Here is a 12,935-nt window from a genome sequence, read left to right on the forward strand (position 1 = left end):
GAAAGGCAAGGCCATGAAGCTTGCCACTTGAGGAGGAAGCCGAATGTTCTGGCTGGTCATTATATTACTCGTATTTATTTTCCAGGCAGCCACAATTCTTTTGCTGGAATTTCGTAATCCGGCAAAAGCTGTGGCTTGGCTGTTTATTTTGTTCTGCGTGCCTTTGATCGGTTTTGTGGTGTACTATTTCGTGGCGCAGGATTATAACAAACGAAAAAAACTCCGTAAGGGTGGATCGCGCATCTTCCGTGAAATGAAGGAAACGATCTGGGAACAAGCCCACATCATTGGAGATGTCGAACAGATGCCTGGCGATCGTTTCAGCCACCAGCATCGATTGTTTAACCTGTTATCCCATCTGTCGGAGAGCCCGATTACAGGTTGTAACCACAGTACGGTGCTCACAAATGGTGAAGAGGCATTTGCGGCAATGCTGAGGGAAATGGAAAAAGCAAAGCACCATCTGCATGTGGAATTTTACATTTTTCGTGATGATGTCATCAGCACCAAGTTTCAGGATGTCATGATTCGCAAGGCACAGGAGGGCGTGAAGGTTCGGTTTATTTGTGACGGTCTCGGAAGTCACAAGATGAGCTGGAGCTTTATCCGCAAACTGCAAGATGCAGGTGTGGAATTCCATTATTTTCTACCGCCACTGATTGCCACGATTGACCGAAGAGTCAACTACCGGAATCACCGTAAAATTGTTGTTGTGGATGGACAGGTTGGTTTCGTAGGTGGCATCAATGTAGGCGATGATTATCTTGGACAATATCCGGAGATTGGTTTCTGGCGGGATACACATGTGCAGATTGAGGGAGATGCCGTATATTTCCTCCAAAGTACATTCCTGAACGACTGGAAATTGGCTTCCGGTGAGCGAATTACCGAACCCCAGCTTGCGGAATTATTTCCACCCCATATCTGTAGCGGGGAAGAACGAATTCAGATTCTGGCCAGTGGGCCGGATCAGGACTGGGATGCCATTCAGGAAATGTGTTTTGGGGCGATTTCGGTAGCGTGTGAGCGGATTTATATTACCACACCTTATTTTATTCCTGATCCTGCCCTGTATGAGGCACTCAAAACAGCTGCTGTCAGTGGCGTTGATGTGAAAATTATCATTCCATATCAATCCGATTCAAAGCTTGTTCATCTGGCATCCCTTTCATATGTAGAGGAACTTCTGCGAGCAGGTGTTGAGTTCTTCCAATATCGCAAAGGTTTTGTACATGCCAAAGTGATGATTGTGGATGAGTTGCTTGCAACGGTAGGCACGGCCAATATGGATATGCGCAGTTTTTTTTGCAATTTTGAGTTAACGGCTGTCCTGTTCGAGTCCTCTCCGATTCGTCGTTTGATCACTGACTTTGAACGTGATCTCGGGGAATGTAGTCAGATCGATGGGGAGGTATTTCAGAAGCGTTCACGACGGCAAAAAGGCGCAGAAATGCTTTCTCGGATGCTTTCACCGCTTCTTTAGCCGATTTAGGGCAGATTTCTGAAGATAAGTTCACTTTTTGTGAATTTATCTTCTTTTTGCTAAGTATTTTGCGCAAATTTGATCTTTTATGATATAATAGATATATAAATCATGTCTTGGCGAAGGAGGGGAGTCTGCGGGAAAACAGGCTCCCTTTTGCTCTCTTTTGAAAGTGCAAACCGGGATGAATAACATTTTGAATCCATTTTATATCGCCTTTAGATGCTTGCGCTGTATAGCCAGGGTACATATAGAACGCAGTTTGCTGTTCTCCATATGTAGATTCACCCTGAGTATTTAAATGATTTATAAAATGGATTCACACACTGATTTAACGGGGGGGATACCATGTCCAATGTAACGGTGAAAGAACTAACAGCCAAGCAAGCTGACCGCGGGGTCAAAAGCTCGGTGTTTACATTAAAGTTGCTGCAACGTATTGTGATGATTCTGATCGGTGCTGCACTAATGGCTGTATCGCTTGAAGTGTTTCTCGTACCGAATGGTGTTATTGATGGTGGGATTACGGGGATTTCAATTATGGTGTCAGAACTTACACATCTGCCACTCGGAGTGTTCCTGACCTTGCTTAACTTGCCTTTCCTGATTCTGGGTTACAAGCAGATTGGTAAAACATTTGCGTTATCCACGCTGCTGGGGATCGTGGTCATGTCCATCGGGACATCATTATTGCACCATGTACCTGCATTAACACCAGGGGAGCCTTTGCTCGGAGCTGTATTTGGCGGATTGATCCTGGGTGTGGGTGTTGGACTTGTCATTCGGTCTGGCGGTTCACTGGATGGTACGGAGATTGTGGCGATCTTGCTTAGTGAGAAGTCACCTTTGTCTGTAGGACAGATCGTATTGTTCATTAACGTGTTTATTTTCGCAGGTGCAGGATTTGTATTCGGCTGGCCGAATGCCCTGTATTCCATGATTGCATATTATATTGCGATGAAGATGATTGATATTGTGAATGAAGGACTTGACCAGTCCAAATCGGTATGGATCATTAGTGAGAAATATCGTGATATCGGTTCAGCCCTGACAGACCGTCTTGGTCGTGGTGTAACTTTCCTGGATGGAGAGGGCGGATTCAGCGGGGACGAGAAAAAGATCATTTTTGTCGTGATTACCCGTTTGGAAGAAGCGAAGCTGAAGACCATCGTTGAAGATTGGGACCCGCAAGCCTTTGTGGCTATCGGTAACATTCATGACGTGAAGGGCGGACGTTTCAAGAAAAAAGGTATCCATTAGCGATTGATATATACATGAATGATAATAGCCGACACCCTTGTGATGAGGGAGTCGGCTATTTTTTCTTCAAATGTTTGAGAATGAGCTCTACCGGTTGGGGTTCAACAGCTGCGATTAAATCACCGGTTTGGTTCAAGCGTTCAATAATGTTCATCAGATGGTAATCCTGGATGGAGACGTTGCTTCTAACCTCATCCCAAGTAAGGGGTGTAGAGACAGTGGCGCCGGATTTGGCACGTGGTGTATAGGGAGCGGCAAGGGTCTTGCCTCCATAATGCTGGAGATAGTCAAAATAAATGCGGTCTCCACGGTCCTTTTTGAGTCGTTCCAGTGTGAACAGATCCGGGTGCTTCTGAGTAACATATTTGCCTACAAAATAACCAACCTCTCTCAATTCATCAAAGGTTACTCCCTGCACAATGGGAACGATGATCTGAACTCCTGTTGCGCCCGAAGTTTTGGGAATGGACCTCAGACCAAGGGAAGTCAGGGTTTCGCCAACGATGAGTGCAGCTTGCATGATCCGGGGTTCATGTTCCTGAGAGGGGTCCAGATCAATCATCCATTCACTGGGCAGATGGCTTCCCACAGTATGCAGAGAAGGATGAAATTCAAGTGCAGCCAGATTACCAAGCCATAACAATTCGGGAAGTCCATTCATGACCACATAGCGGATGCCGTCGTGAACTTCAGTGCGCACATAATCTGGTACAGGCTCAGGGGCATTCTTTTGATAGAAAAATGTTCCTCCAGCGCCGTGGGGATACCTTATCGTGGTGAGAAGTCGATTGCTCGTATACGTGAGCAGATAAGGAGCCAGAGCGGCCAGCTTTTGCAGATAGATGGCTTTGGTAACGCCCGCTTCCGGCCATAAGAGCTTGTCCGGGTTGGTGACCGTCAGCTCAGTGCCTTCTATTATGATGGTTCCCTGGATCTTGGGGGCCATGTGGAACACCTCCTATGTGCTTAATGAATTATTGAAACATGGGCCGAAACACGAGTGAAGCGAACTCTTCATCATTGAAGAAGCTGGTTCGCCAGGCAATCCTCGCGGGTTACATCCGCGAAGGTTTGAATACTGGGATGGCGTAGAGTGTTATGATGAGTCAGCTCCATATATTGCACTTTGACTCCTATGCGCGGTTCCACCCAGGTGGTCTCTGCACTGCGCTCGGGTACATTATGGAAGGGTCTGTCCTGCCTGATCAGAGGCTCGACTTGATGTGTGAGTTCCCGCCACGTATTGGCGTTCAATTTGCCAGTCCCGACATGACCAATATAGACAAAATCAGGCCCATCATATACACCGACCGCGACGGCATTCACAATACCGCTCCGGTACGTGACTCCCCCGATCATGGCATATACGTCATGCATGATTTTGACCTTCTGCCAGCGCTGATCCTTGCCCTGTATGCCATAACTGCTGGTGAGATCTTTGCAGACAATGCCTTCCATCTGATGTTGTCTCATGACCGTAAGCAGGGAAGCGGCATCAAGTGTATTGGTGACCTCCTGAACATGGGGAGCGGTGTTAAGGACCCCGTGCAACAGGCGCTGTCGATCTGCCAAAGGCTGATCCGTCACCCATTTCCCCTCATAGAACAGGATATCAAATACCATATATGTGACCGGAATCTGATGTATGGCTTGGGCGATACCTTCGGGTCTGCTCATCCGATCCCGCCGCAGAACGTGATAAAACGAAGGTTTTCCGGTGTCTGGGTCCAGCGCAATAACTTCTCCATCTAAGATATAAGAGGAGCCTGAACATAGATTGCGTGGTGTTACCAGCTCGGGATACTGTGCGGTTCGATCATGTAATCTGCGATTCACCAGGCGCAGCTCATGCCCGTCCTCATAGGCAAGCATGCGGACTCCATCCCACTTGATCTGGGCAATCCATTGCGGCCCTGTGGGCAAAGTATCTCTGGATATGGGTTCGAACGGAATCAGCGGTTTGAACATGGGGAACTCCTCTCTCGTACACCAATTAGCTCAGGTTAATTCGGAATTTTACTATAATTTTTGAAGCGGGACTTCATATGATGCACCAGAATGAGCAGTAACGGAAGTGCTATACCACAGGTCAGATCCCAATCAATCCAATAGGGAATAACGACCTTGAGATAAAAGTTCTCGTTTGGAGAGATTAGAATAGACATGGCGAGAATAAGCATGGCACCCGGCAGGATCAGAGAACGGTGACTGGACAAGCGAAACAGATGAGCGACGCCCAGGACAAAACCGTAGAAGAACAGAGCGGCTTTGAAGAAAACAGCAATAATCCAGACCGATGCTATGAAAGCTTCGATGCGTTGCATAAAGTTTCCGATATTGATCTTCTGTGAAAGGTTGAATGAAGCGAACCAGTGATGCTGGGTCATCCATGGTCCCATAACGAGCAGACACATACTTAGCGTCAGTGTGAGTAACAATCCGCCAATCATCCCTGCTAACAGGATGTCCTTCTCCAGATGGGGCTCATTTTTAGTGTAGGGAAAAAGCATCATGAAGATGCATAGCTCACAGTAGGGATAGGTGAGTACAGCAACAAAACCTTTGAATGGATCAAGAAACCCTTGTGCCAGCACAGGTTGGATGTTGGCCAAACGTACATGGGGGATTAGACACACCGTCAGAACAAGCAGAAACAACACGATCAGAGGAAGAAAGACCTCAGCAGTTTTACCAATGCTCTCCAGACCCGACAGAAGCCCCCAGACAAGCGCACACATAAAAACCAAATGCAGAATCAGTAATGGAGATTCCGGCAAGATCTGGGTAGACATAAAATCGCCAATCTCCCTAATGAACGTTGAGGTACTGATCAGGAAATAAAAGAGATAAAAAGAACCAAACAAGGTCCCGATCCAGGGTCCCAGTGTTCGAAGGACATTTTGAATCAGATTCAACCGGGGATGCAGTTTGTAGGCAACAAGCATAATGAAGAGTATGCCAAGGCCCCCTGCGACACCCAACAAGGCTGATAACCAGGCATCCTGATGAGCGTAGGATGTGATCATGGAAGGGAAGACCAGAATCTGCTCCCCAATTGTGCACAGGAACATGAGTGAAGCGAGCTGTCTAACAGTCAAACGTCCCTTTTCGATCATGAGGTATCTCCTTAACATATCTTGTCTATGTATTGGTTAGAATGCACCAATTGTGTCAGTTTTATAAAAGCCAACTCAAAAAGCCCGGGTAACTGATCTCTCTGTGATGTAGAGAAATCAGTTACCCGGGCTTATTAAAATGAGGTTAAGCAAACATATTGTAACGCCTAAACTAAATCAGTTCGCAGTTGTCAGACGTATACGAATATTTTGTGGGTCTACCGTAAACCAGGTACCCTCCACTTGGGTAACGACTGCACCGGATTGACGCAATTGCTCAAGTGCCTGATCCAATTGTTCCTGTGTGGCGTACACAATGGTGAAGTAGTCAATTCCTGTAGCGTTATCTGGATTAACAGGTGCGTTCACTCCCGCCCAGATATTAAGTCCCAGATGATGATGATAGCCACCTGCGGATACAAAGAGTGCTGACATGTTGGCGAAGTTACCCACGATATCAAAACCGAGTATGCCGGTGTAATAGTTGCGTGCTTCTTCCAGGCTGCGGACGTGGAAATGTACATGACCAATAACGGTGCCAGCAGGCAGGCCCTGCCAAGGTTCATTCTCCGAGATGGCAAACAGGCTTTCCACATCAACAGGATCACTTGCCATCACGTAGTTATTGTCGCTATCCCGTTTCCAGGTATCACGTGCACGGTCGGCATAGATCTCAATCCCGTTCTGATCGGGATCGGAGATATAGAAGGCTTCGCTGACCAAGTGATCGCCTTGACCGATATCGATGCCGGATGCAGCCAGATTACGAAGAGCAAGACCCAGGGACTTGCGGTCAGGCAGCAGGATGGCGAAATGATACAAGCCAGCGTGTGAGCGTTCCGGCAGGGTAATTCCATCCGTGAGCTCTTCCAATCGCAGCAGGGACTGTTTTCCGTCGGCTGTCAACGTGGCCACTTTGCCACTACGCTCCAGTAATTTTAATCCAACCACTTCGGTATAGAACTTAATTGAACGGTCTAGGTTCATAATTCGCAGACTCACTTCACCCAGATGGGTTGTGGCAGGGATTTGATACGTTGTATTCATGATGGTTTCCTCCTGATTATGTGACTATAGATAATAGGGCTTAGCGTTTGGTTGCTTGTATGCGTTGAAAACGGATTATGGAAATTGCATATTGTTGAAGCAGAATTACAGCGTGACTGTATATTTATAAATAAGTTACTTTTCATAAGTTAATATAAAATATAAATCAGCTTTCGTCAATCGTATTTTACGATTAAAACTGGAGTTTTGTTGACAAGAACTGCTTCAATAGTTCTGTAAAACAAAAAAATCCGACTGTAAAGCCGGACTTGAGTTGAACGCATTACACATGCATATAACGGAATCGGTCTTGCCTTAGCGACATTCAAACTTTTGGTTTAGGTGTCGCCTTTTTTCTTTTGGCTGGTGTAGCAGGTGTATCGGATTCTCCTCCGGCAACCGCTTGAGCAGGCGTTTTTCGTGGCGCACGTTTCTTAGGCTTGGCCGTTGTTGTCCCAGGGTCAGCCGGAATAGGCTTCACCGCCTCGATACTTGCCTGCAAGGCAGCCATTAAATCCATCACATTGGCTTCAGGTTTGGCTGGAGCAATCTTGATTTCTTCGCCCGCCACTTTGTGCTGAATAAGATCCAGCAGTTTGCTGCGATAGTCATCGGTGTATTTACCGGGTTCAAAAGGTGTGGACAATTGATCAATCAGCAACTTTGCCATCGTGAGTTCCTTTTCATTCACGTTCTGCACTTCCGGCAAGTTAGGCACCTGGGAGACAGGACGAATCTCATCCGGATAGAAAATCGTCTCCATGGAGAGGCAATCTTCCAGCACACGTATGGCAGCCAGACTGCTCTTCGAGCGGATGGAGATTTTGGCAATGCCAATTTTGCCGGTATCCCGCATTGCGTTCATCAACAGCTGGTAAGCATTTCCCCCAGCCTGATCGGGCGATAGGTAATATGTTTTCTGGAAATATATCGGGTCAATCTCGGTCAAGTCGACAAAATCCAGTATGGTAATGGTTTTACTGGTGGAATCATTTAACGCTTCCAATTCATCTTTCTCGAAGAGAACAAACTTTCCTTTTTCATATTCATAGCCTTTGGTGATCTCTTCCCACTTCACGTCCACTTCACAGGAGGGACATTGACGAACATAAGCGAGCGGGCTGCCGCAGACTTTATGGATGTAGCGCATGGAGATGTCTTTGTCTTCGGTAGCCGAGAACATTTTGACAGGGACATGCACAAGGCCAAAACTGATTGCACCTTTCCAGACGGTATGCATAGATCGGCTCCTTTCAAAAGGTTGTTCAAAAATTCCATCTTCTCGGTACTGAAAACGGACTTTTTGAACACGGATTTATATTCAATAGTATGGGCATCTGGCGCAAGGGATAATCGTCTTGTAGCCGAACGAATTCGTATGGTTCGGCGAGACTCGGGGATGATAACAGAAACATGTTTGGATTCCGACAGGAATACGAGCATGGGATTAGGTAGTTATTCTCGCAGCACATATGCCGGGAGGTGCAATATTGAAGAATAGACGTGATGAGGAAGAAGCACACAAGCATGCATTTTCTCCGTATCCTCTTGCCAAAGCCGAAAGTGCTGAAGAATTCTATACACCTGCTACAGCTGTAAACTGGGAAGCGGTCACTTCGGAAGAATTGCCCCTTGATCGGGAGTCGTTCATGCTCGACATTGACCGGATGGTGAATGAAGGGTTAGGCGGGGGACAGGTTACGGAAGATAACGGTTATATTGGTGAAAGTACAACAGATAGCATGGTTCGAGAGTCACATGATGATCCTGAAGGGGAGTATGAATAAGATGATGGATGCAAAGCGCGCCAGAGCGATCTATGATTCGAAGGATACCATTGCCGTTACGCTGGAGGGAGATCCAGTCTGGATCGAGAATGTGGATGAAGCCAATGGTATGGCAACCGTTCAGGTTGGCAGCAGGCCGGGAAATACCCAGACGGTTCGTGTGGATCGCTTGGAGGAGTAGATACAAGTAGCATATCGTTATAGAGGAATTAGAGAATGAATAAACGCAGAAATATATGCATAACACGGCCGGTACCGAGAGGTGCCGGTTTTTGGTTTTTCCTAATAGGAGTCTGAAACTTCGAAGGAAGCGAGTTTTGAGACACGTCTAATAATGCATGTTATATTTCCGCTTGCCTCCTTGGATGTTGCGGGGGAAGAAAGGGACCGATATAATAAGGTTCAAAGTGAACTCAGGCGGCTGGACCGCCAAAGGTGGGGCGAATATTGAATCAGACGCACGAGCAGTGGGTGTATCAATCCCATGGCATTGCAGATACAGAAGCACTCGCTTCCGCACTCGCCAGACAGGCAAACGCCGGCATGGTGATTGCTTTGGATGGTGATCTGGGCGCGGGAAAAACGGCATTTTCACAGAAATTTGCCTGGCATTTGGGTGTACGTGATGTGGTAAGCAGTCCCACATTCACACTAATTAAGGAGTACGAAGGGCGTCTGCCTTTATATCACATGGATGTATATCGCATATCGCTGGAAGAAGCGGATGAGCTTGGACTTGATGAATATTTCTATGGAGCCGGAGTCAGTCTGGTGGAGTGGTCGAGTATCATTCCCGAATTGCTGCCGCAAGAGCATTTGCATGTGCAGATTGACACAACGGGCCTGGAAGATCGAACGATTACGCTGGATGGGTACGGCGAGACTTATGCAGCCATATGCCGACAGTTCAGACAGAATGGAGTCAAATGATGATGGAAGATTTACAAAAAGAGCCGCGTCAGCGGTTTTTGGCGTTGGATACATCCACCGCAGTGATGGCAGCTGCGATGATGGAAGATCATGCGCTTCTGCAAGAACGCAATGAACGGGCTGAGCGCAACCATTCGGTACACGTCGTACCGGTGATGGAGCAGCTGCTGGCCGCCAGCAACACACAACCTGGCCAACTGGACGGCATTGCCGTTGGCGTTGGCCCAGGCTCGTACACGGGCATCCGCATTGCGGTGACCGCGGCGAAGACACTGGCCTGGGCGTGGGACATCCCCGTAGCCGGGGTGTCCAGCCTTCAGGCCATCGCCTGGGGCGGCTGGCACAGCGGCCTTGCCGCCAAGGCGGAAGCTGCGGCAGAGGATGCCGCAGCAGGGGCTGGCGGAACGCCATCCGCGGACCAGGGCAGCACAGGTGCTGCCCCTGTCCACTGGATCGTTCCGCTTGTGGATGCACGGCGCGGTCAAGCGTGCACCGCGCTGTTTGCCTCCGCCGGGAGCGATGCGCCCCGGCGTCTGGCGCCTGATGCCATCCGCAAGATGGACGGATGGCTGGAAGCCCTCGCCGCCCGCATGGCGGAGGCGGCGCCGGAAGAGCGGCCCGTAGCCGTCTGGATCGTCGGCGAGACGGGCCCTCATGCTGCGGCAGCGGCGGAGCTTCGCTGCCCCGCAGGAACGGCGCTCCAGCTCGTACCTTATGAGCTGGAAGGCCGCTGGGTTGGGCGCCTTGGCGCCGCCGCGCTGCTTGCAGGTCAGCGTGATGACGTGCATGCGCTGGTGCCGAACTACACCCAGCTGTCTGAAGCGGAAGCCAATCTGCTGCGCAAAGGCTAAAGGGGGAGGGGAAGCAGATGGACAATGTGGCGAATAATAAGCAGGAAGCAACGCTTCAGTTCAGGTTCATGACACTCGCGGATATTCCCGATGTGATGGAGATTGAACATGAGGCCTTTACCCTGCCCTGGACGGAAGAAGCATTTCAAAATGAATTGACACACAATCATTTTGCTAAATATATGGTGATGGAATTAGAAGGAAAAGCCATCGGCTATGCAGGTATGTGGACAATCATGGATGAAGCCCATATTACCAATATTGCAGTCAGAGGCGCGTATCGTGGACGCAAGCTTGGCGAAAAGTTACTGGATGAATTAATGAGCACAGCGGCTTATCTCGGGATGGAACGAATGACGCTGGAGGTCAGAGTCTCGAACAGCATTGCTCAGCGTTTATATCAGAAAAAAGGGTTTGAATCGGCGGGTCTTCGTAAAGGATATTACTCCGATAATGGGGAAGATGCGATGATTATGTGGGCGAACTTGCCGTCTGCAGGCCGGAGCGGCGAAGAGGAAGGAAGCGTACTGGATTCATGAACGAACTTAATGAAAAAATAAATTCTGCACCATCCTATATTTTGGCGGTGGAGACAAGCTGTGATGAAACATCGGTAGCAGTAGTCAAAGATGGACGGGAAGTGTTGTCCAATCTGATCTCAAGTCAGATCGAGACGCATAAGGCATTTGGTGGTGTTGTACCTGAAGTGGCTTCACGGAAACACGTTGAAGTCATTACGTTGATGCTGGAACAGGCGATCGAACAGTCCGGCATTCGTCCACGTGATCTAAGTGCAATCGCCGTGACGCAAGGTCCGGGGCTGGTCGGAGCACTGCTGGTGGGTATCGTTGCGGCTAAAACGATGGCGATGGCACTGGGCAAACCGCTCATTGGCACACATCATATTGCCGGGCATATCTATGCCAACCGACTTACTCATGAACTGCAATATCCAGCGATGGCACTGGTCGTATCTGGTGGACATACAGAACTCGTGCATATGGAATCCGAGGGTAAGTTCAAACTGATTGGTCGTACACGTGATGATGCCGTAGGCGAAGCGTATGACAAAGTAGCACGTGCACTGGGTTGTCCTTATCCGGGAGGCCCGCATGTGGACCGGATGGCGTCTGAAGCGGAGGATGTAGTGCCATTACCACGGGTATGGCTGGAAGCAGGTTCGTATGATTTCAGTCTCAGTGGTCTGAAGTCTGCTGTACTGAATGTGCTCAACCAGGCCAAAATGCGCGGAGAAACCTTGGAGCCGTCTGCGGTTGCACGTGGTTTCCAGGAAGCTGTTGTTGAAGTACTGGTGGAGAAAGCCGTTAGAGCAGTTCGTGAATATGGTTCACGTCAACTGTTATTATGCGGTGGTGTTGCAGCTAACCGGGGGTTACGCTCGGCATTACAGGAGCGATGCACGAAGGAAGGGCTTGAACTGTTGATCCCGCCAATGGAATATTGTACAGATAATGCGGCCATGATTGGAGCGGCTGCGTATCTGAAATGGCAGCGGGGAGAAATTGCTGAATTTGATGCGAAGGCAGATCCGGGACTTTCCCTTGAGGAATGGTCCGTTCAGTCCGTATAGCTAAGCAGTTTGAGATTAAGAGTTGACAGCAGGGATGTAAAGAATGTATATTTAGTTACAAATTTAAACAGGAATTCAGATTCCTGAACTGATAAACGCGATGAACAGGAATAGTAAGGTCATTCCCGGTCTTAGAGAGCTGCGGTATGGTGCAACGCAGTCGAAGGAAACCTGAAACTCACCTGGAAGCGGAACGATGGAACACGGTGACTCCCCGGGAGAATCCGAAGGCCGATCATGGCCCAAAGTACATGGTTACGGGTTGCCTCCGTGAATGGGCCGTTGTCGGTAGGACCGTTATTATAAGGATCAACTGACGATAACTGAGGGGGCTTTCAGGCTGCTTCAAGTGATCCGGATATGCGAAAGCATTCAGGGGTTGTCTTGAATGAACAGGAAGGAAGTCAACAAGAGTGGTACCGCGAAGGTGAACAGCCTGTCGTCTCTTGCATTATTGCATGAGGTGGCAGGCTTTTTTGATTTTCAAAATAATGAAGTTAGGTCATATTATAAATGTGATGAACGGGAGCAGTAGAATGATAAAGCGCTCAGAGAGCTGCGGGGTGGTGCGACGCAGTGGCTGGAATCATTCGAATCTCGCCCGGGAACGGAGTTGTGGAAACGTGGGGACGATATCAATCGCCCAGTTGTCCTGATGGACAACAACATGTGTTACACAGCAACGGTTAACCCCCGTTATAGGGTGTTTCTCCGAATGCGAGTAGTGTCGTGCGTGCACGCACATCCAGCGGATTTCGGAGACGACGAGGTGGATGGAGTCCGGCGCAAGCCTGGCCCATCAAGCGAGAGTGGTACCGCGGAGGGGATAATAACCCGCCGTCTCTTATATGAGATGGCGGGTTATTTGTG

Annotated in this window: 14 protein-coding genes and 1 other annotated feature; of the genes, 9 read left to right on the forward strand and 5 right to left on the reverse strand. The window is 48.8% G+C overall.

What is annotated here, in order from left to right:
• Positions 1 to 43: 43 nt before the first annotated feature.
• Both cls and V6668_RS06765 read left to right on the forward strand, forming a co-directional pair.
• Entirely contained in the window at positions 44 to 1,483 is a 1,440-nt protein-coding gene (gene cls / locus V6668_RS06760) for a cardiolipin synthase (protein ID WP_338707995.1), read from the forward strand.
• A gap of 348 nt (positions 1,484 to 1,831) precedes the next feature.
• Complete coding sequence (locus V6668_RS06765) at positions 1,832 to 2,743, forward strand: YitT family protein (RefSeq protein ID WP_036668942.1); 912 nt, start codon at positions 1,832 to 1,834, stop codon at positions 2,741 to 2,743.
• A gap of 55 nt (positions 2,744 to 2,798) precedes the next feature.
• Here V6668_RS06765 and ligD read toward each other — a convergent pair whose 3' ends face one another.
• The 5 genes from ligD to V6668_RS06790 form a co-directional block, all read right to left on the reverse strand.
• Positions 2,799 to 3,689 (reverse strand): non-homologous end-joining DNA ligase, encoded by an 891-nt coding sequence (gene ligD, locus V6668_RS06770; protein WP_076251456.1) that lies wholly within the window; start codon positions 3,687 to 3,689, stop codon positions 2,799 to 2,801.
• A gap of 71 nt (positions 3,690 to 3,760) precedes the next feature.
• Positions 3,761 to 4,711, reverse strand: coding sequence for a DNA ligase (locus tag V6668_RS06775; RefSeq protein ID WP_338707996.1), 951 nt, complete (start codon positions 4,709 to 4,711; stop codon positions 3,761 to 3,763).
• A gap of 35 nt (positions 4,712 to 4,746) precedes the next feature.
• The gene (locus V6668_RS06780; protein WP_338707997.1) at positions 4,747 to 5,859 is read right to left on the reverse strand and encodes an endospore germination permease; all 1,113 of its coding nucleotides are present in this window, start codon (positions 5,857 to 5,859) and stop codon (positions 4,747 to 4,749) included.
• Positions 5,860 to 6,036: 177 nt separating this feature from the next.
• Complete coding sequence (locus V6668_RS06785; RefSeq protein ID WP_036611283.1) at positions 6,037 to 6,906, reverse strand: VOC family protein; 870 nt, start codon at positions 6,904 to 6,906, stop codon at positions 6,037 to 6,039.
• Between the two features lie 325 nt (positions 6,907 to 7,231).
• Positions 7,232 to 8,146, reverse strand: coding sequence for a Ku protein (locus tag V6668_RS06790; protein ID WP_074093934.1), 915 nt, complete (start codon positions 8,144 to 8,146; stop codon positions 7,232 to 7,234).
• Between the two features lie 250 nt (positions 8,147 to 8,396).
• Between V6668_RS06790 and V6668_RS06795 the strand changes: the two genes are divergently transcribed.
• The 7 genes from V6668_RS06795 (at position 8,397) to V6668_RS32210 (ending at position 12,600) form a co-directional block, all read left to right on the forward strand.
• Positions 8,397 to 8,693 (forward strand): hypothetical protein, encoded by a 297-nt coding sequence (locus tag V6668_RS06795; RefSeq protein ID WP_076209630.1) that lies wholly within the window; start codon positions 8,397 to 8,399, stop codon positions 8,691 to 8,693.
• 4 nt (positions 8,694 to 8,697) lie between these two features.
• Complete coding sequence (locus tag V6668_RS06800) at positions 8,698 to 8,874, forward strand: H-type small acid-soluble spore protein (RefSeq protein ID WP_338708907.1); 177 nt, start codon at positions 8,698 to 8,700, stop codon at positions 8,872 to 8,874.
• A gap of 266 nt (positions 8,875 to 9,140) precedes the next feature.
• Entirely contained in the window at positions 9,141 to 9,623 is a 483-nt protein-coding gene (gene tsaE, locus V6668_RS06805; protein ID WP_338707998.1) for a tRNA (adenosine(37)-N6)-threonylcarbamoyltransferase complex ATPase subunit type 1 TsaE, read from the forward strand.
• A gap of 2 nt (positions 9,624 to 9,625) precedes the next feature.
• Positions 9,626 to 10,474 carry a tRNA (adenosine(37)-N6)-threonylcarbamoyltransferase complex dimerization subunit type 1 TsaB gene (tsaB, locus tag V6668_RS06810; protein ID WP_422395269.1) on the forward strand — a complete coding sequence of 283 codons (849 nt, stop codon included), beginning with the start codon at positions 9,626 to 9,628 and terminating at the stop codon, positions 10,472 to 10,474.
• Positions 10,475 to 10,491: 17 nt separating this feature from the next.
• Complete coding sequence (rimI, locus tag V6668_RS06815; protein WP_036668955.1) at positions 10,492 to 11,013, forward strand: ribosomal protein S18-alanine N-acetyltransferase; 522 nt, start codon at positions 10,492 to 10,494, stop codon at positions 11,011 to 11,013.
• Entirely contained in the window at positions 11,010 to 12,065 is a 1,056-nt protein-coding gene (gene tsaD, locus V6668_RS06820; RefSeq protein ID WP_017690086.1) for a tRNA (adenosine(37)-N6)-threonylcarbamoyltransferase complex transferase subunit TsaD, read from the forward strand. The genes rimI and tsaD overlap by 4 nt, the downstream gene beginning before the upstream one ends.
• Positions 12,066 to 12,453: 388 nt before the next feature.
• Entirely contained in the window at positions 12,454 to 12,600 is a 147-nt protein-coding gene (locus V6668_RS32210) for a hypothetical protein (protein WP_422395246.1), read from the forward strand.
• Positions 12,575 to 12,913: a binding site (T-box leader), on the forward strand. (Overlaps the previous gene by 26 nt.)
• The last annotated feature ends 22 nt before the right edge of the window (positions 12,914 to 12,935 follow it).

This window comes from Paenibacillus amylolyticus (genome assembly GCF_036894225.1).
Lineage (GTDB): Bacteria > Bacillota > Bacilli > Paenibacillales > Paenibacillaceae > Paenibacillus > Paenibacillus amylolyticus.